Source organism: Brevibacillus sp. HD3.3A (assembly GCF_013284375.2).
Taxonomy (GTDB): Bacteria; Bacillota; Bacilli; order Brevibacillales; family Brevibacillaceae; genus Brevibacillus; species Brevibacillus parabrevis.
Genome location: NZ_CP085874.1, coordinates 4,188,036 through 4,205,309 on the forward strand (window position 1 = coordinate 4,188,036; position 17,274 = coordinate 4,205,309).

The window sequence follows — 17,274 nt, forward strand, 5'->3', positions numbered from 1 at the left end:
ATATCTCGTCGGCATATTCCATCCAGACAGTGATGACGCCTCCAGCCCATCCGTGCTACAGTGAGAAAAAGTCAACGGCAACTTCTCACTGAACAAGAAGCTGCACGATTTTCCCACTCTGAATAATGGAGATGAACTGACATGAGTGCCACATCGACACCGCTGCAAGCGTCTGGGGCAACAACAGCAGCACCTACCGTGTATCGCATGCTGTTTGCCATCAGTCTCGTTCATTTGCTGAACGACAGCTTGCAAGCGGTCATTCCGGCCTTGCTTCCCATCGTGGAAAAGAATCTGGCGTTGACCTTCACACAAGTCGGCTTCATTCTTTTGGTCATGAACCTGACTGCATCCGTCTTGCAGCCTGTTGTCGGTTACTTCTCCGATCGCAAGTCACAGCCGTTTCTGCCTCCGCTTGCCTTGCTCGTCTCCGGGCTCGGGATGCTCGCTCTCGCTTTTGCAGGCAGCTACTCCTTCGTTCTCGTCGCTGTTGCCTGTGTCGGTATCGGCTCCGCTGTCTTTCACCCGGAGGCGTCCCGTTTTGCGCATCAGGCATCCGGCCCGCGCCGCGGCTTGGGGCAATCGATTTTTCAGGTCGGCGGAAACGCAGGCCAAGCGCTTGCTCCGCTCATGACGATTCTCGTCTTCGCCAATCTCGGCCAGCCGGGAGCGGCCTGGTTTTTGCTTCCGGCGGTTTTGGCAAGCGGCGTTCTGCTTTACGTGGCGCTGTGGTATCGCGGTCAACAAAGGCTGAAAAAAGCCGCTGCCGCGGTCGTGACGTACACGAACCGAAAGCAGCGGCTCGTCGCCTTGTGGCTGCTCATCCTGATCGTCAGCGTCCGCTCCTGGATGAATGCGGGCTATCAGAGCTTTTATCAATTTTACTTGATGTACGTCAAACATATGGATTATTCCAGCGCCCAGCTAGTTGTGTTCGGCTTCCTGCTCGCCGGAGCCATCGGCACCTTTTTTGGCGGCCCTCTGTCGGATCGGTTCGGAAAACGCAATCTGCTGATTCTCTCGACACTCGGCGCGTTGCCGTTGACCTTGCTGACGCCTTACGTCTCCGGCTTCTGGTCTTTTCCCCTTCTGCTCGTAAGCGGCTTCATCATGCTGTCCAGCTTTTCGGTCACCGTTGTTTATGCCCAGGAGCTTTTGCCAGGCAAAATCGGCACCGTGTCCGGCTTGATTATTGGCTTGGCTTTCGGCATGGGCGGCATGGGTGCTCTCGCTTTTGGCTACCTGGCAGATATGTTCGACCTTGGCTTCGTCATCACCCTCTGCTCGGTGCTCCCGTTAATTGGTCTGGTCGGATTTTTGCTGCCGAAAGACAAAACCTTGCAATCGTGGGTGCAATAACAGCACGCTTTTGCGTCAAAAGAAAAAACCCGAGGAGCGATTCCTCGGGTTTTGTTTTTATACCAAGACGCCAGTCGGCACACCCAGCAAATGGGCAATCGCTGGCGGATACAGCTCAGGCGTGCTGTACAGACGCCAGTTGCCATCCTCGCCTTTGCCAAACACGCCGGAAATCATCCAGTCAGGCGCCAGCACGTCTTTTCCGTCAGCAGCGATAGCCAACGTGATTTTTTCACCATCAGGACGTTTGGCAACCCAGCCGTTTGCGGCTGTATCCAGCAAGAGCAGCGTTTCCTCTGCTACTTCTTTCGGAGCGGAAGTGTTGCCGTACAAGTTCTGATTGGCTTCCTTTTCCAGTACGCCACGCAAACGGTATGCTTCTGGCAGCGTCTCTTTCAGCTCTGCCAGCAAAGACTGCATGTTCGCGTACAAGGCACTGGCTCCTTGCTTGTCCAGCCACTTGAAGAATGCGGTCAGAACAGACAGCAGGTTTGTTGCCAACGTTTTCGTCGCAGCATCTGCACGGGTAAAAATGTCATGAACGAGGAAATAAGCAAGCTCCTCCTTGCGCAGCTGCTCCCAGGTAAACGCAGGGCCAAACGCGCCTCTGACAAAAGAGCGGAAGTTGTTCATAACCTCATCATATTTTTTGACCGTAGCTTCCGACTTGCCTTCTGTCATCTCTTGCACGAAGCGATTGATGTCAGCGAGTCGGTCAGGATGCACGGTGTACACACTTTCTGGCAAGCCTTCGATCAATGGTCGGTTGAGCAGGTTGTTCACGTGCAGGCTGGCATTGGACAGGCTCAGGCGCGGACGGAGCATGTCCATCCGAATGAAACGGGCAATGCCTTGTCCTACTTTGTGATCCTGTTCCATTTGCACCAGGAGGCTTTCCAGCTTGGCGTGAAGCTCTTTGCTGTCTGACGCCGCCACCAAAACAGGAGGCAGGTCGTCGAGCGCATCCTGCGGGTTCACCAGCCATTTTTCCGCAAAATACGTCTGCACAGCCCATTGCAATACTTTTGGCGGCAATGTCGGCTGGCTCGTAATGAACAAGGTTCCTTTGGACAGTCTGGAACCAGTCGAGGTCAGGACGCGAATCTCTTCCTCTTTTTCGTAAGCGAGCAGCAAAAGCAGCTGCGCCACTTCCTCCAGCTCCGAAGCGTATCCTTCCAGATACAGCTTGTCGCCTTCCAAAATTGCCTCTGCCTGCACTTCATACAGTTCAAGCAACGCATCTTTCAGCGCCGGGAACAGATGCTCTTCCTTGCGTGTCGCATATACCCAGATTTCCTTGGCGCCATCGGACTTTTTCAGCTCGAAAGCTGGATTGGCCTCGATCGCTTTGGAAAGCTGATCGCGATTGGGCAACACATACGTGCGGCGCAGCAAGGTGCCTTGACCAGATGCTGGCTGTTCGCTGCCTGTTTCTGTCCCGCCGAACTGAACGATGAAACGGTACAGCTCCGTCGTATACACTCTTTTGCCCGCGTCTTCTGCCGCATGCTCCACTTCCGGATGCTGATTCAGCCATTCCAGCAAGCTTTCTTTGACATGCGGCTGCAAAATGATGCTGCCGGAAAAGAGCATGTTGCGCAAGCCGAGGTTCAACAGGCGACCGACGATCATCTGGCCTGGCATGACATTCAGGCTATTGGAACGCAAAATGTAATGCTTTTCCAAAGTGAGCGGATGTTGAACCGTCATGACATCGCGGTCTACTTCCGTGATCTCGTATACGTTCAGATGCAAGCCTGCAAAAGCACGACGGAGGTCAGGCTCCATCCGGCGGCCGTGCTGCTTGATGTAGTTCTCCAGCAGCGTGCTTCCGCCTGTTCTCACATCCAGGACACACCAGTTGAAGAAATGCGCAGCCCACTCTGGACGCGTGACTTCTTCTTCGGTCAAGCCCACTTCTGCTGCAAAACGGCTGCGCGCTTCGGAAATGGTCTCGCTGGTGACATTGCCACCTACGAAATGGTTCAGACGCTCGACCCAGCCTGCATATTCTTTCTGCAATTTTTGTTCATGACGGCTGCGCAGTTCGGTAATCGGTGTAACGACTCCGCAGCACTTCTTGTATTTTTTTCCGCTCCCGCACGGGCACAGTTCGTTTCTTCCTACTGACATAGAGGGTTTGGATCTCCTTTCCATCCCACGCGGCATGCGCGGGGAATCCTACACAATCCCCCTATATTACCGCATTTTCCATCATGTGTTCAAGTGTTCTCGTTTTGGCTCATGTGCGATTCCCACATCGCCGTTGCCTTCCCACTGGGAAATAAACAGCTCCAGACGGTTCATCAAGCGGACGATGCGCTGCTTTTCGCTCATGCATGTAGATATAGCAGAGAGCTGGTTGGCGGCAAAAAGTTCCACCACTTCCCGCTCCATGTCTTGAAGGCGAATCCGATAACTCGCGATGATGTCGCGCAGCAAATCAAATCGCTGTTCCAACCGGATCATGGCCTCAAGTTTACTCATTGTTGCTCACTGGTTGCCAGTACTTGCTGAATGCCAAGTACGATTTGCTCATGCTTATGTTTCTCTTTCATCAGCACTTCTATAGCTTGCATATTGCTTTGTTGGAAATGCGCGACGACTTCCTGGGACATCTCCTGATTGCGGCCTTCCAGGCGGCTGATTGCTTCTTGCAGCAATTGTTGTACTTCCTCCAGCACTCGTACATTCGTAGCGTTTGTCATGTTCGTTTCCTCCTTGGTAAAAATTGTTTCTTCTTGTTTCGGTTCCTGATGCAACGGGCTTGCTGTTTCGGGTGCAACTTCCTCTGTTTCATTCTCGATGACGGCTATCGATTCAGAAGAGTCCGCCGCTGCGATTTCTTCCGCAGCCAGCTCCTCATCGGTTTCCTCACTGCGAACAATGATATACAGCGTTTCTCCCTCGACCCGGAATCGGTCATCCAGCAGGGGCAGAAAAGCGGCATCCCCGGCGATCCCCACCTCTTGCTCCAGAAAATGGACAAGCGAGCGGGCAGCTACGTGCGTGATGCCGTTATCCCGGCAAAAATCGTAGACTTGGTCGTTTGCCTGCGTCCACTCTGCCAGGAACCATCGGTCGTCGCCTTGATACTGAACAAAGCGAGGGTCGCGTTCCAATTGCAACATGCGAAGGATCTGATTCCAGCCAAACTGCGTCTGACGGCGCAACTCAGCGACGATCTGTTCCAGCTTTTTAGGCGTTTGGGTATCGCGCAAAAAGCGGTGCGCCAAATCGTACACCTGATGCGGCTGGTAAGTGATCTCCACGATCGCCTCCGAGCTGGCAATCCGTACAGGCGACTGCTCCATCTTCAACACTTTATCAAGTAGTGTCGCGCTATCCAGATCCAAAAAAGCCGTCAGCTCATTCACTTCCATCCGGGAGCAAATCTCCGTACGTGGGAGGGAGCGCTCGCCGGACCGGAACACCTTTTTGACAATACTTGGTAGGGTATAGGTTGGCCGTTTCATGCACTTTCTCCTTCTCGTGATCGGCATTTTTGCCAAATCAAATGGGAATCAAGAAGATATTCTACAAAAAGCAAAAAAATCCTACTAGCTGTGAAGTGTTTGTCTATTTTGAAAAGAAAGGCATGGGACAATCCATGCAAACAACCCGGCAGCACACAGCCACGCCGGGTCGTTGCCTGTTTTGGTTACTCGGTCAGCTCACGCCAGTTGCCCGCTACTTCGCCTGTTTTGGCTTCCACCTGCAACGCTTCCGTATCCGCCGTCGGCACATACGCGAGCTGCGGAGTGGCAGCTGTCTGCCCGCCGATCTGCGGATAGAAGTACGCAAGGCGCAAAGCAGCATGCTTCAGCAACATCTCTTTGGCTCGCTCCTGACCGATGACCCCTTGTTTGTCCAACGCGGCTGGCATCGCGGCTGTTTCGTTCACCTTTGCTTTGACGACGTTCCCTTTTTTCGCGTCTACTTCGATGGTAAACAGCGGAGTTTTCGCGCGGATTCCATTGGCCTCGGGATAAAAATCGTACTGGTAGAGCGGCCGCACCACATTTTGATCGGCCCATCCGGGCAAGTAGTCAACCGGGCGGGTTTGTTTGACCACAAAGCTCTGTTCCCTGGACAACAAATTCGTTTCTGCAAAACGGAGGGCCAACGCTTTTGCTTCATCTTCACTCAGCGGTTTTTCCCGTTCGCTTTGGGCCGAGCCATCCAGGGAAAAGGCAAGCAATGACTTCGATTTCCGCTCTACCAGCACGGAGGCACTCTGGTACATTCTCGCGTTCCACTCGTACAGATCGGTGTCGCGTTTCTTTTGTTTCACGGATGGGGCCTCGAATGTCAGGCTGCTCATTTTCAGCGCGAAGTTCTTCGCAAGCCACTCTTCCATTTTAGTGCGATCGCCCCAGCTTGAGTTGCCAGCGGTTCCTTTCAGCTTGACGGTTTCCGTTGCCGTGACAGTGACTTCCGGGACGATTTCTCCGGTCAGGGCATCCACAACCGGGAGCTTGACCGGCTCGTATACGAGCTTGCCCGCAGCGGTATCGTAAACAAGCTGCACGTCCAGGTCATTGCCCCACGCGCTCGCCGCCTTTTCCAGAGCGATCGCTTTTTTCGGGTCAGCTACCTCCGTTGCCAGTGGAAGCTTCTTTTTCTCTTGCCAAAAGTGCACAATCTGTCCCGAAGCATCGATATAGGCGCGACCCATCTCCTTTTTCACCCAGACGCCGTTGAGCACCGGATAAAACGGCACGACTGCCAGGCGGTCGAGTCCCGCTTTCCGCTCTGTAGAGAGCATGGGCTGTGTCGCTATGACGATATGGTCAGGCACGTTCTCGCGAATAAAATCCGTCAGCTTTTTGTAGGTTGCTTGTTTGTCCCACTTTTGCTGATCACGGTCAGCGCCATTCAGTTTTAAGGAAGTAATGTTTCCATCTGCATCGACGACGAGATCGAGAAAAATATTTGCGGTAATCACGCTTTTTCGGTCGGACAGAGCAAGGATCGTCTCGGACTTGCTGCCTTTTCCGATCGCATCGACGTGCAGGTCGGACAAAAGCGGCACGTAATCTTCCTTCAAATCGACCAAAAGCTTGCGTATATCGTCAGGCAGCGGCATGACTTCGAGATCAGATTTGCCGTCGTAGGCATAGACAGGTGCCGCTGTTCCAATCGCAGCTCCCGGCACGGCGAGAACTGTCGCCACCAGCATTACTTCAATCATTTTGCTGCTTTTTTTCATAGCAAACTCCTCCTTTGCAAGCCAATCTTGTAGTAAGACGGTACAGGAAGGAAAAGGTTTCAGAAAATTTGTTCGGCACAAAAAAGCCAACTGCCTGATTCGAGCAGTTGGCTTTCTGGTTTTGGTGCTTTTCCTTTTTCATGCTGCCAGATGACGATTAGTAGCCTCGCCAAACTTTTCGTCTGAGCACACCTGCGTACGCCCACTCGTCTTCCTCGCCCATGTCGGCGAGTGTTTGCCCGAGTGCGTTCATTTTGCTGTCGATCTGGTCCAGGTAATGGAACAAGACAGCCGTCGGAGTCTTGCCGGATACGGCGCTTCCCCAGCCGTTCTCCACTTCCCCATGATGACTCAAAATGCAATGTTTGAGATGAAGCACCTCGGCGTCTCCGAGCGGAATGTCCAGCTTGCGGCAAATGCCGCTGACCATCTCGACGCCCATCACCAGATGGCCGATCAGCTGGCCTGGCGTGGTGTAGTCCGGCGCAATCGGGTCTGACAGCTCGTACAGCTTCCCGATATCGTGCAGGATGCAAGTGGCGTAGAGGACATCTCTATCGACCTGCGGATAGAGCGGAAGCAAGCTTTGCGCCGCTGACAGCAAGGAAACGATATGTTCCAGCAGTCCGTGGTAGTAATTGTGGTGCATTTTTACCCCTGCCGGGTACTGCCTCAGCCGCTCGCTGATTTCCTCCGTAGCCAACGCCTCGCGGATAATCGCTCGCAGCGTGTCGCTTTTCAAGCTGTCTACCGTCTGCATGAGCTTCGTCCACAGCTCGTCCACCGGAACCGGGGATACAGGGATCAGCGACTCCATCAACACTTCATCCGATTCGGCTGCCGGGCGAATGCGCTGGATTACCAGCTGCTTTTTCCCGCGGTACATCTGGACGGCGGCGTCGATTTTCACCACAGATTTTACGGCGATCCACTCTTTCATTTCAGGGCTGACATCCCACAGCTTGGCCATGAGCGTGCCTGAGCGATCCCCCAGCTCCAGGTTCAAATACTCGCTCTGGTTGCTCGCCACGCCAGCCTCTTTGCTTTTCACCAGGCAAAAGGCGACGACTCTCTCTCCCTCTTGATAATCCAGCAAATATTTTGTCATTCGTGTCCCATCCTGTTTATTTTTTTCGGAACAGTGTCTCTTCCAGCTTTTTCACGATTTTTTTGCCAACGAGGTCATCTGCCGACTTTACGACCTTCGTAATGACACCGAGCAAGTCTTCCTTGCCATTCCAATGCTCGCGCACGATTTTTTCATCCACGTCCACCAAAATTCGCCGCAGGGCGTAAACTGCCAAAACGACGTCGTCCAAAAGCCCGACGCCGCCGACGAGCGCTTCCGGGATAAAATCGATCGGCGTGATGAAATAAGCGACCGCCACCCCGGCAATCGCCTTGGACTGAACGCCTACCCGCTTGTCCAGAAGCAGACGGGCGAGCAACACGAACAGATCCGGCGCCAACAAAATATAGTTCGCTGCCGTGTCATTGACGCCTTTGTCTTTGATGAAAGCTTCGATTTTGGCCCGCAGTTTGTCGTAGAAACGCTGATGCACCTCGGGTAATTGTAGCGGAACCAACTGCTCAGGCTCGCGAATCACTGGCAGGTTATTGTCTTGCCGATTCTCTTCACTCATTGCATTCCCCTCCGTTTTTGTTTCTTCAAACTTGCCCGATGCCGCAAATAAGACCAGCCGGCAATGATTGCAAACAATGCGATAAAGAATATAGCCAGATTGCGCGAGATGAGATCGAACAGTTCATCCCAGCGCTCTCCCAACTGCCAGCCCAAGGTGACGAACAACAGGCTCCAAAACAGCCCGCCCGTATACGTGTACAGCAGAAATGTCGGAAACGGAAGTCTCGTAATTCCCGCGAAGTAGGCGGTAAACTGTCGCACCCCAGGGATAAAATAGCCGAGCGGCAGCGCCCATTTTCCTACCCGATTGAACCATTCTTCCGTTTTTTTGTAGACGGTGTATCCCATGCCGAGCCGCTTCCCGTACTTCTCTAAAAAAGGGAAGCCCAGCTTTCGCCCGATCCAGTAGGCCGTCGTCATCGCTGATATCGAGCCGAGAAAGCAGACGAGAAAAGTAGGCCAATAAGCCAATTGACCTGTCGAAACCAGAAAACCGGAAAAAACGAGCAGCGTTTCTTCTGGCAGCGGCATCCCCAAAATTCCCAGAAAAAACAAGCCAAACAAGGCTCCGTATCCGTATTGCGCAATGTAGTCGCCAAATGTAGTCATCACTTCTGCCATAACTTCCACCACTTTTCTTGCGGGTCTGCCCTCTCCATTATGCCAAAAGATAGCAGCATTCACAAATGAACGCTCCTCTCGGTCGGCGTGGACAAAGGGGTATCAATTTTTGCCAGGAGAACTGGACATACTTGTGTTAATTGGCTTCCCCCAAGCGAAGCCTTTTTTGGGAAAAACAGAACATGAGTTCAGACAAAAGAGAGGCAACTATGTGGAACAAACTGTACCGCAAACTGAAATTCGAATACTACAAGCTGATCAGAATGAAAGGGGCGCCTTCTTTTGTCGCCCGCGGCTTTTCCGTCGGGATTTTTGTCGAGTTCATTACCCTGCCCACCTTCGGCCTCGCTTTTTTGCTGCTCTTTCCGCTGGTCAGGCTGTTTCGCGCCAGCCTGCCTGCGGGTTTGATCGCGTTTGTCATCGGAAAACTCGTGCTGCCTATCTTCATGGTCGTGAACTACAATATTGGGTACGCTTTTGTCGGAAAACCGTTACAGTCTCCCCCCGCCCCTCCGCACGAAGCGTGGCCGCAATGGCTTGTCTGGATGAAAGAAAAAGGGTTGGCCTACTTCACAGGAAGCGCGATTATGGGCCTGGTCGTCGCAGTCGCCAGCTATTTTTTGGTACATGGCGCTCTTCTGATGTATCGCCGGAAAAAACTGCGCCGCTCCGTGACCCACGGCCGCACCTCTCCCTGAAAATTCGGCGGCTCCACCGCTTCGCATTAGAAAACTTGGCTGCGCCAAGCCTGCGGCGCAGCCTTAGTTGCACTTATACTGGATAAGAATCTTATATCTGTATAAAAAAGACCGGAACTGACAATTTCTTGTCCGTCCGGTCTTTTTTATGTACGCAATCTTGCGTTACGCCAAGTAGCCTTTATCCCGCAGTTGCTCGATGATTTCTGCAACAGTAGCGTCTTGTTTCAACAGTTCCATCGTAACTTCCACTTGTTCCGGGGACAGGCCGTTCGCTCCGAGGCTTTCTTTTACCAACACGTCGTTAGGACGGCGGAAATACGTTTGCAACGTACGTTTCACGCGGCCTTCGAGGCTCGTTCTCAGCATCAATTCAGTCGTCGACATCTGTTCCACCTCTTTCCTAGAAAGTTTTGTGCGTAACTTCTATTATCGTACAAAACTGCCTAATAATCAACCTGTCAGTGAAACAGCTTCCTTCATCAGCACGATGCGGTTTTGCTCGTGGGAATCTTGCAAATACTGGCCGATCGGCGCACCGTCGTAGGAGATTTGCCGAAAGCTCTCTGCCAGCGCTTCCTCGCTCGTCCCCGCCGCTACGCCTTCGAAAATCAGCTTCCGGGCAGCAAGCAAATACTCTTGGTCCCGTCTGATCCGGTGCAAAATTGACTCGCGCCCTTTTGCCGGGACGCCATGCCCCGGAATGAGCTCTTCAACCTCGCCGTCCACGACCAGCTTTTCAATCGCTTGCAAGCTCGACAAGTACGCGCTGCTGTCGTCCACAAACGGAAATTCCAGGTTGGAAAGCATGTCGCCGACGACCAGCAGTTTTTGCTCGCAAAAGAGCGTCGCCAGCTGATCAACCGTATGGCCGGGAACCGGGATAAACCGCACTTCTTCCCATGCTTCCACCTGCTCGACCAGCTTGTCAAACGCGGGAGGATTCAGCTCGTACGGACGATTCACATAATACGAGCCGTCAAACTTCCTCGCCTTCTGCAGCTTTTTGGCAAGCCGCTCAGGGTCGGTAATTTTTTTGTGCCCAATCAGCTTGGCATCGGCAAATCGGGGATAGCCCACAATATGGTCCCAGTCGCCATGCGTCAAGACGAGAACAAGCTCCCGTCCGTTTCGCGCACTTTGCACATACTCGGCAATCGCCTCGATCTCGTGCGGAAAATAGGCCGGGTCAAACAAATACAGTCGGTCAGGCGTCGAAACGACCGCACTCGTCGTCTGCCACAGGCAGCTCGTAAACAGCTTGTAATCGCTCATCTTAAATACCTGGCATCAGGTTGCGTTTGTGTTCGGATATGCGGTGCAAGTAATCGATGCGCTCTTTTGCCTCCGGTCTGGTTTCTCCGGTAATCAGCAGGCGGTCGAGGTCTTCGTACGTAAAGCCCATTTCCTGCTCATCCGTTTGGCCTTCCCACAAATCGGCGGAAGGAGCTTTCGTAATGATCGCATCCGGCACGCCAAGTGCAGCGGCGAGAATGCGCATTTCGTGCTTGGTCAGGCTCGCTACCGGGTTGAAGTCAGCCAGACCGTCTCCGCCTTTTGTCATGTAGCCGACATGAATCTCGCTGCGGTTGCACGTATCGGCAACCAGATAGCCTTTCTGGTTAGCTACGGCGTACAGCACGGTCATGCGCAGGCGCGCTTTTGTATTTCCTTTTGTCTTGTCGTCGAGCGCGAGCACTCCTTCAATAGCTGGAACAAGCGCATCGTACGCAGCTCCGACATCGACTGTATGCAAATTCATTCCGATCGCTTCAGCCAAACGCTGTGAATCTTCGGCGTGAACGTTTTGCGAATACGCTGGCAGCCAGATGCCAACGACTCGTTCGCGGCCCAGGGCACGCACGCACAAAGCCGCTGTTACGGCGCTGTCGATCCCGCCGGAAATGCCTACGACTACGCCGCCCAGCCCGTTTCCGTCAATCTGCTCGCGAATAAATGCGACGCGTTTTTCGATATCGTCCTTTACATGAATCTGGTAGTTCGCCAGATGTTCTTGAAACTTGTCCACGCTACCTACCCCCAGGTTGTTTAGTTCTTCCTCATCCTACCATGCCGTTTTCACTGTGGCAATTAGCCCCAAACAGGTCTACACTGTATACTGTATAGAGAGCATTTGAACTTACGCGAGGACAAGGAGAGAGTCGATGATTATCCTCAAGACACCCGAAGAAATCGAACTGATGCACGCAGCAGGCAAGATTTTGGCTGCCTGCCATCGCGAGATTGCGAAGATGATTCGTCCTGGGCTAACCACTTGGGAAATTGAACAATTTGTAGAAGAGTTTTTGGCGAGCCACGGCGCAACACCGGAACAAAAAGGCTTCCACGGCTACCCGTACGCCACCTGCGCTTCCGTTAACGACGTGATTTGCCACGGCTTCCCGAAAAAGGAACCGCTGCGCGATGGAGATATCGTCACGATCGACATGGTTGTGCGCAAAAACGGCTGGCTGGCGGATTCGGCCTGGTCGTACGAAGTGGGCACCGTCTCACCGGAAGCGAAAAAGCTGCTGGAAGTCACGGAAAAATCACTGTACCTGGGCATTGAACAAGCGGTTGTCGGCAATCGGATCGGCGACATTTCCCACGCCATTCAAACGTACGCCCAAGCACAAGGCTACTCGGTTGTGCGCGACTTTACCGGCCACGGAATCGGACAGGAAATGCACGAGGAGCCGTTCGTTCCGCACTTCGGCCCTCCAGGACGGGGTCAGCGCCTGAAAGAAGGCATGGTCATCACGATCGAGCCGATGCTCAATATCGGCACCTACCACGCCACTGTCGATGCCGACGGTTGGACGGCCAGAACCCGCGACGGCAAGCTGTCTGCCCAGTACGAGCATACGATTGCTATTACGGCGAACGGGCCGGTTATATTGACGAAGCAATAAGTACAGGACTCAGTTGCATTGCTCAATCCATCTGCCAACGAGTCAAGGGTTTGCCTCACCTCACTCCCTTGACTCCGCTGGCTATGGTAAATCTACATTCTCGCCATTTTCATATGGCCCTCCCCATTTCGCCATCAGCAACAGCTCTTTGTCTCCCCATTCCCGTTCTCGGATTCAGGCGTGCAGCAAACTGCTGCAATCTCCCGATGAGTATCTGCATCTGCTTTCGTGTAAAAGAACTCCCACTCGTTTCCATCCGGGTCGTGTACCCAGAATTTATCCTGGGTTGCATAACAGCAGGTAATGTTCCTTTCATCTTTATTCGAAAAAAGATTGCGCTTCTCCAAACGTGTTTTATGGATGAGGACGTCCTCTGTCGAAGCGACTTGAAATCCAAAGTGGCTCACTTGATTCCCGGTCACTTCACGGCTTACATTCAGCGTAAAATTCAAAGCTGGAGAAGACAGAAGAAACTTCGCGTAATCAGGCTTTACTTTGACAGGTTCAGCGTCAAACAGCTTAGAGTAAAACGCGATCGACTTCTCCAGATTTGTTACGTTAATCCCAATATGAGCATACAACATGACTGTTCCTCCTCAATATCAAAAAAATTTGATTTAAATATCAAAAAAAATTGATGTTTTGAATAAAAAAATTTTAGTAACAAGTGTTGCTAGACCGGAACACACAACAAAGCTCTTCGGAAAGAAGGTGATTGATCTGAGTTTCGTTTAGCTGATAGTAGTTCCATGTTCCATCCGTCTCTTTTTGGATGAGATTGGCATCGAGAAGGATCTTGAGATGATAGGACAGTTTGGACTGTGCCATATCCATCACTTCTGCCAAATCACATACACAAACCTTGCCGCGCTGCGTCAGTTCGTACATGATTTGCAGTCGCTTCCGATCCGCAAGAGCTTTAAATTTGGCTTCATATTGTTCAAATGTCCCGCTTATATCTCCTTGCTTCATCCTGTCTCACCTGCATCAACTTTTTTTGATGTATTAACTGTATCACCAAAATCTTGCAAAAGCAACGGATTACATCAATTTTTTTTGATATTGGAAAATGCCCCCGCTTACCTATCCGAGAACCGGGGGCATTTCATGTTATTTTCCTGCTTCAACGAACTGGACGACACGCTTCCTGATGGCATCACGAACGGTTCGGAACTGCTCCTTTACTTCCTCCTCTGTCCCTGTTGCCTTGGCTGGGTCATCGAACCCCCAATGCAGCTTGATTGCGTTTTCGTTCGGGATCAAAGGGCAATTCTCATCTGCATGCCCGCATAACGTAATGACGTAATCCGCTTTTTTCAAAATGACAGGATCAATCTTGTCGGAAGTGTGATGGCTGATATCTACTCCTGCTTCTTTCATCACATCTACGGCCCGGGGATTCAGCCCATGCGCTTCTAGCCCCGCACTCATCACCTCGTACTTTCCCCCGCCAAGCGCTTGCAAAAAACCGTGGGCCATTTGGCTCCTGCAAGAGTTGCCCGTGCATAGAAAATAGACGAATGCTTTGTTAACCATGTTGGACTCTCCTTTACTTTTGGCCTGGATGAAAATACTTCTTCTGAAACCAAAGTGCCAAATTCACGAGTGCAATCATCACGGGCACCTCTACCAGTGGGCCGATCACCGCAGCAAACGCAGCCCCGGAGTGGAGCCCAAAGACGCCCACGGCAACAGCGATGGCCAATTCGAAATTGTTGCTTGCAGCGGTGAACGCCAGCGTAGAGGTTACTGGATAAGGAGCTCCTGCCTTTTTCCCCATGAAAAACGACACCAAAAACATAATGACAAAGTAAATCAACAGTGGAATCGCAATCCGCACAACATCCAGCGGAAGCGCGACGATGACGTCCCCTTTGATCGAGAACATGACAATGATCGTAAACAGCAGAGCGATCAACGTGATCGGACTGATTTTTGGGACAAACACGCTCTCGTACCAGGTACGCCCTTTTCGGTGGACCAACGTATAGCGTGTGATCATCCCTGCAAGAAACGGCACCCCCAAATAAATAAAGACGCTTTTGGCTACTTCAGCGATAGTTATGTCAACCACCATCCCCTGCAAACCGAACCACTCTGGCAAAACTGTAATGAAAATGTACGTATAAACGGAATAGAACAAGACCTGAAAGATTGAATTGAAGGCAACCAGTCCCGCCGCGTATTCAGTGTCTCCCTTACAAAGATCGTTCCATACAATGACCATTGCAATGCAGCGAGCGAGCCCAATCATCATGAGACCTACCATGTACTCGGGATAGCCTTGCAAGAAAACAATCGCTAGCACAAACATTAAAATCGGACCAATCACCCAGTTCTGTACAAGGGATAACCCCAGCACTTTCCCGTCGCGAAACACCCGCCCCAATTCTTCATAGCGCACCTTTGCAAGCGGCGGATACATCATCAAAATGAGCCCGATTGCGATCGGAATAGATGTAGTTCCGACCTGAAATTGATTCAGGATGGCAACCGTATCAGGAATGAAAACGCCGACTCCAATTCCGAATGCCATGGCAAGAAATATCCACACGGTCAAATAGCGATCTAGGAAAGACAAACGCTTTCCTGTGTGTTCACCCACTTTTGCCCCTCCTTTCTTACTCGCACGTCACTAGCAAACCTTGCTTACCAAGTTCCTCGATCTCGGCAGAAAGGTCGGGCAATTGACTCAATCCGTATCCTACTTCTGCCAATCTGCTTCGATTCAAGGAATAAATCACCCACTGGCCTTTTCGAGTTTCCGTGACAAATCCAGCAGCCTTGAGCCGCCCGACATGCTTAGATACCGCTGGCTGAGAAATTTTGAAGATCGGAACAAATTCACAAACACAAAAGTCCCGGAGCTTCAATAAAGCAATCATCTTCAGCCTCGTGGGATCGCCCAGCGCTTTTAGACTGTCTGCCAACTCCAAAATGTCCATGCTCCATATCCCTCCTCTCTTCACAAAGAGTATAATATAACTATAAGGTTATGAATCGTTTTTACGGGTTTCTTTACAAATCCTTTACACTGGAACCAGATCGCAAATGTGCTGCCACAGCCGATCGAAACATTGACAGCAGCCTCCCCTCCCCGTAAGATGCAAGTACGTTTGTTACTAACCAGTAACATTCTGACACCCCAAAAGGAGGGTTCCCTTTCCATGAGCAAAACATTGCGCGATATTCCGCTGTCTGTGCTGGATCTCGCTCCTATTGTAGAAGGCAGTACAGCTGCCCAGTCGTTCCAAAACAGCCTTGACCTCGCCCAAAAAGTCGAGAAGTGGGGCTTTCACCGTTACTGGCTCGCGGAGCACCACGCCATGCCCAGCGTTGCCAGCTCTGCTACCTCTGTCCTGATCGGCCACATCGCGGGAGGGACATCGACAATGCGCGTTGGCTCCGGCGGGATTATGCTGCCCAATCACGCCCCACTCGTCATCGCGGAGCAGTTCGGCACTCTCGAATCGCTCTATCCGGGGCGGATTGATCTCGGGCTGGGCCGCGCTCCCGGAGCAGATCAGCGGACGGCGCGTGCGTTGCGACGCGACCTGCGGATTGGCGGGGATGACTTTCCTGAGCTTTTGGAAGAACTGCGCGAGTATTTGCGGCCGCGTACGAGCGATGCTCCCGGTGCCTTGCGCGCGATTCCCGGCGAAGGCTTGAACATTCCGATCTGGCTGCTCGGCTCCAGCGATTTTTCCGCGCGTCTCGCTGGGCTGCTCGGGCTTCCCTTCGCTTTTGCCGGACACTTTTCCCCCAACTACACATTGCCTGCCTTGCAGACATACCGCCACACCTTCCGCCCTTCCGAGGTATTGTCCGAGCCTTACGCGATGGTGGGCGTCAATGTGATGGCGGCTGATACAAACGAGCTTGCCGAACGATTGGCCACCTCGCACTACCAGGCGTTTCTCAACCTCGTGCGCGGCGACTTGAAACCGATCCAGCCGCCCGTGGACAATATGGATGAGCTGTGGAGCGAGTTTGAGAAACTTTCGGTGCAGGCCCAACTCCGCTCCTCAATCGTGGGCGACCCGGATACCGTGAAAAGCAAACTGTCGGAGCTTTTGGAAGCGACCCAGGCGGACGAGCTGATGATTACGACGCAAATGTACCGCCACGCCGATCGGGTGCGTTCTTTCGAGATCGTCGCGGATATTTGGAAATCGTAACAGAGAGCAGGACGCTGCCATGACCACAAGCAAACGAACCCGGGTGCCCCGCGCCAAAGCGCAAGAAATCATTTTGAACGCAGCCGAAGAACTGTTTTACCAGGAAGGCATCCATGCCGTCAGTGTAGACGCTATCGTGGAACGTGCCGGACTGAACAAAATGAGCGTCTACCGCCAGTTTTCCTCGAAGTCAGACTTGATTTTGGCCTACATGCAAAAGAAGCAGACCGTTTTCTGGCAAGAGTGGGAGCAAAGCATGGCCAAGCATCCCGATCAGCCTCGGGAGCAATTGATCCAGTTTTTTGCCGACCTGGCTGCCAGGGCGTCTTCCCCGGAATTTCGCGGCTGCTGCTTCATCAACGTCTCGATCGAGTTTCCCGACACCGCCCATCCGGTTCGCGAACTGGTTTGCACGCATCAGAAACGGATTTCGGATGCCTTCCTGGAACGCACAACGGCGCTTGGTGCCGCGAATCCATGTGAGTTGGCCTACACGCTGATGCTGTTGATGGAAGGAACGTACGCCGACAGTCAGACGTACGGAACAGACAGCGCCGCCATCCGGATGGTGCCGACGATTGTGGAAAAGCTGCTCGACGCCGCGCCTCGCGAATAAAAGACAGGACGCAAAAAAGTGGCTGACTGCCGT

Annotated in this window: 20 protein-coding genes; 5 read left to right on the forward strand and 15 right to left on the reverse strand. The window is 52.5% G+C overall.

Going from position 1 to position 17,274, the window contains the following annotated elements:
• Window positions 1-141 precede the first annotated feature (141 nt).
• On the forward strand, window positions 142-1,359 hold the full coding sequence (locus HP435_RS19455) for an MFS transporter (protein WP_122964797.1): 1,218 nt from the start codon (window positions 142-144) through the stop codon (window positions 1,357-1,359).
• 57 nt (window positions 1,360-1,416) lie between these two features.
• Here HP435_RS19455 and HP435_RS19460 read toward each other — a convergent pair whose 3' ends face one another.
• The 7 genes from HP435_RS19460 to HP435_RS19490 form a co-directional block, all read right to left on the reverse strand.
• The gene (locus HP435_RS19460; RefSeq protein ID WP_173597791.1) at window positions 1,417-3,492 is read right to left on the reverse strand and encodes a YecA family protein; all 2,076 of its coding nucleotides are present in this window, start codon (window positions 3,490-3,492) and stop codon (window positions 1,417-1,419) included.
• A gap of 81 nt (window positions 3,493-3,573) precedes the next feature.
• Entirely contained in the window at window positions 3,574-3,846 is a 273-nt protein-coding gene (locus tag HP435_RS19465; RefSeq protein ID WP_063230068.1) for a hypothetical protein, read from the reverse strand.
• A complete protein-coding gene (locus tag HP435_RS19470; protein ID WP_122964795.1) occupies window positions 3,843-4,835 on the reverse strand; it encodes a hypothetical protein in 993 nt (330 codons plus the stop codon). Before HP435_RS19470 ends, HP435_RS19465 begins: the two co-directional genes overlap by 4 nt.
• 185 nt (window positions 4,836-5,020) lie before the next feature.
• Complete coding sequence (locus tag HP435_RS19475) at window positions 5,021-6,571, reverse strand: YcdB/YcdC domain-containing protein (RefSeq protein WP_173599604.1); 1,551 nt, start codon at window positions 6,569-6,571, stop codon at window positions 5,021-5,023.
• A gap of 157 nt (window positions 6,572-6,728) precedes the next feature.
• Complete coding sequence (locus HP435_RS19480; RefSeq protein ID WP_063230065.1) at window positions 6,729-7,679, reverse strand: 3'-5' exoribonuclease YhaM family protein; 951 nt, start codon at window positions 7,677-7,679, stop codon at window positions 6,729-6,731.
• A gap of 16 nt (window positions 7,680-7,695) precedes the next feature.
• A complete protein-coding gene (locus tag HP435_RS19485) occupies window positions 7,696-8,214 on the reverse strand; it encodes a YkvA family protein (protein WP_122964792.1) in 519 nt (172 codons plus the stop codon).
• Window positions 8,211-8,837 carry a DedA family protein gene (locus HP435_RS19490; protein ID WP_122964791.1) on the reverse strand — a complete coding sequence of 209 codons (627 nt, stop codon included), beginning with the start codon at window positions 8,835-8,837 and terminating at the stop codon, window positions 8,211-8,213. Before HP435_RS19490 ends, HP435_RS19485 begins: the two co-directional genes overlap by 4 nt.
• A gap of 209 nt (window positions 8,838-9,046) precedes the next feature.
• Between HP435_RS19490 and HP435_RS19495 the strand changes: the two genes are divergently transcribed.
• Window positions 9,047-9,535, forward strand: coding sequence for a DUF2062 domain-containing protein (locus tag HP435_RS19495; RefSeq protein ID WP_122964790.1), 489 nt, complete (start codon window positions 9,047-9,049; stop codon window positions 9,533-9,535).
• A 165-nt stretch (window positions 9,536-9,700) separates the two neighbouring features.
• On the opposite strand, the gene HP435_RS19500 is transcribed toward HP435_RS19495, so the two are convergent.
• The 3 genes from HP435_RS19500 to nadE form a co-directional block, all read right to left on the reverse strand.
• Entirely contained in the window at window positions 9,701-9,922 is a 222-nt protein-coding gene (locus HP435_RS19500) for a hypothetical protein (RefSeq protein WP_063230062.1), read from the reverse strand.
• Window positions 9,923-9,988: 66 nt separating this feature from the next.
• The gene (locus HP435_RS19505) at window positions 9,989-10,810 is read right to left on the reverse strand and encodes an MBL fold metallo-hydrolase (protein WP_173599603.1); all 822 of its coding nucleotides are present in this window, start codon (window positions 10,808-10,810) and stop codon (window positions 9,989-9,991) included.
• 1 nt (window position 10,811) lies between these two features.
• Window positions 10,812-11,564 (reverse strand): NAD(+) synthase, encoded by a 753-nt coding sequence (nadE, locus tag HP435_RS19510; protein WP_122964788.1) that lies wholly within the window; start codon window positions 11,562-11,564, stop codon window positions 10,812-10,814.
• Window positions 11,565-11,700: 136 nt separating this feature from the next.
• Between nadE and map the strand changes: the two genes are divergently transcribed.
• Window positions 11,701-12,447 carry a type I methionyl aminopeptidase gene (gene map / locus HP435_RS19515; protein ID WP_122964787.1) on the forward strand — a complete coding sequence of 249 codons (747 nt, stop codon included), beginning with the start codon at window positions 11,701-11,703 and terminating at the stop codon, window positions 12,445-12,447.
• A gap of 134 nt (window positions 12,448-12,581) precedes the next feature.
• Here map and HP435_RS19520 read toward each other — a convergent pair whose 3' ends face one another.
• The 5 genes from HP435_RS19520 to HP435_RS19540 form a co-directional block, all read right to left on the reverse strand.
• On the reverse strand, window positions 12,582-13,031 hold the full coding sequence (locus HP435_RS19520; protein ID WP_173599602.1) for an ArsI/CadI family heavy metal resistance metalloenzyme: 450 nt from the start codon (window positions 13,029-13,031) through the stop codon (window positions 12,582-12,584).
• 73 nt (window positions 13,032-13,104) lie between these two features.
• Window positions 13,105-13,419, reverse strand: coding sequence for an ArsR/SmtB family transcription factor (locus tag HP435_RS19525; RefSeq protein WP_217365776.1), 315 nt, complete (start codon window positions 13,417-13,419; stop codon window positions 13,105-13,107).
• 138 nt (window positions 13,420-13,557) lie between these two features.
• Window positions 13,558-13,983, reverse strand: coding sequence for an arsenate reductase (thioredoxin) (gene arsC, locus HP435_RS19530; protein ID WP_122964785.1), 426 nt, complete (start codon window positions 13,981-13,983; stop codon window positions 13,558-13,560).
• Between the two features lie 13 nt (window positions 13,984-13,996).
• Complete coding sequence (gene arsB, locus HP435_RS19535) at window positions 13,997-15,052, reverse strand: ACR3 family arsenite efflux transporter (protein ID WP_173599601.1); 1,056 nt, start codon at window positions 15,050-15,052, stop codon at window positions 13,997-13,999.
• A gap of 16 nt (window positions 15,053-15,068) precedes the next feature.
• The gene (locus HP435_RS19540; RefSeq protein ID WP_173599600.1) at window positions 15,069-15,392 is read right to left on the reverse strand and encodes an ArsR/SmtB family transcription factor; all 324 of its coding nucleotides are present in this window, start codon (window positions 15,390-15,392) and stop codon (window positions 15,069-15,071) included.
• 222 nt (window positions 15,393-15,614) lie between these two features.
• On the opposite strand from HP435_RS19540, the gene HP435_RS19545 reads away from it, so the two are divergent.
• Together HP435_RS19545 and HP435_RS19550 are read left to right on the forward strand one after the other, a co-directional pair.
• Window positions 15,615-16,625 (forward strand): LLM class flavin-dependent oxidoreductase, encoded by a 1,011-nt coding sequence (locus tag HP435_RS19545; RefSeq protein WP_173599599.1) that lies wholly within the window; start codon window positions 15,615-15,617, stop codon window positions 16,623-16,625.
• Window positions 16,626-16,644: 19 nt separating this feature from the next.
• A complete protein-coding gene (locus tag HP435_RS19550) occupies window positions 16,645-17,241 on the forward strand; it encodes a TetR/AcrR family transcriptional regulator (RefSeq protein ID WP_173599598.1) in 597 nt (198 codons plus the stop codon).
• Window positions 17,242-17,274 lie beyond the last annotated feature (33 nt).

What these genes read in the sequence shown, in the direction of transcription:
- HP435_RS19455 (WP_122964797.1), top strand. Translation starts at nt 142, where the DNA reads ATGAGTGCCACATCGACACCGCTGCAAGCGTCTGGGGCAACAACAGCA.
- HP435_RS19465 (WP_063230068.1), bottom strand. Translation starts at nt 3,846, where the DNA reads ATGAGTAAACTTGAGGCCATGATCCGGTTGGAACAGCGATTTGATTTG.
- HP435_RS19490 (WP_122964791.1), bottom strand. Translation starts at nt 8,837, where the DNA reads ATGGCAGAAGTGATGACTACATTTGGCGACTACATTGCGCAATACGGA.
- HP435_RS19540 (WP_173599600.1), bottom strand. Translation starts at nt 15,392, where the DNA reads ATGGACATTTTGGAGTTGGCAGACAGTCTAAAAGCGCTGGGCGATCCC.
- HP435_RS19485 (WP_122964792.1), bottom strand. Translation starts at nt 8,214, where the DNA reads ATGAGTGAAGAGAATCGGCAAGACAATAACCTGCCAGTGATTCGCGAG.
- HP435_RS19520 (WP_173599602.1), bottom strand. Translation starts at nt 13,031, where the DNA reads ATGTTGTATGCTCATATTGGGATTAACGTAACAAATCTGGAGAAGTCG.
- HP435_RS19470 (WP_122964795.1), bottom strand. Translation starts at nt 4,835, where the DNA reads ATGAAACGGCCAACCTATACCCTACCAAGTATTGTCAAAAAGGTGTTC.
- HP435_RS19475 (WP_173599604.1), bottom strand. Translation starts at nt 6,571, where the DNA reads ATGAAAAAAAGCAGCAAAATGATTGAAGTAATGCTGGTGGCGACAGTT.
- HP435_RS19495 (WP_122964790.1), top strand. Translation starts at nt 9,047, where the DNA reads ATGTGGAACAAACTGTACCGCAAACTGAAATTCGAATACTACAAGCTG.
- arsC (WP_122964785.1), bottom strand. Translation starts at nt 13,983, where the DNA reads ATGGTTAACAAAGCATTCGTCTATTTTCTATGCACGGGCAACTCTTGC.
- HP435_RS19460 (WP_173597791.1), bottom strand. Translation starts at nt 3,492, where the DNA reads ATGTCAGTAGGAAGAAACGAACTGTGCCCGTGCGGGAGCGGAAAAAAA.
- HP435_RS19480 (WP_063230065.1), bottom strand. Translation starts at nt 7,679, where the DNA reads ATGACAAAATATTTGCTGGATTATCAAGAGGGAGAGAGAGTCGTCGCC.
- HP435_RS19545 (WP_173599599.1), top strand. Translation starts at nt 15,615, where the DNA reads ATGAGCAAAACATTGCGCGATATTCCGCTGTCTGTGCTGGATCTCGCT.
- HP435_RS19505 (WP_173599603.1), bottom strand. Translation starts at nt 10,810, where the DNA reads ATGAGCGATTACAAGCTGTTTACGAGCTGCCTGTGGCAGACGACGAGT.
- HP435_RS19525 (WP_217365776.1), bottom strand. Translation starts at nt 13,419, where the DNA reads ATGAAGCAAGGAGATATAAGCGGGACATTTGAACAATATGAAGCCAAA.
- map (WP_122964787.1), top strand. Translation starts at nt 11,701, where the DNA reads ATGATTATCCTCAAGACACCCGAAGAAATCGAACTGATGCACGCAGCA.
- HP435_RS19550 (WP_173599598.1), top strand. Translation starts at nt 16,645, where the DNA reads ATGACCACAAGCAAACGAACCCGGGTGCCCCGCGCCAAAGCGCAAGAA.
- HP435_RS19500 (WP_063230062.1), bottom strand. Translation starts at nt 9,922, where the DNA reads ATGTCGACGACTGAATTGATGCTGAGAACGAGCCTCGAAGGCCGCGTG.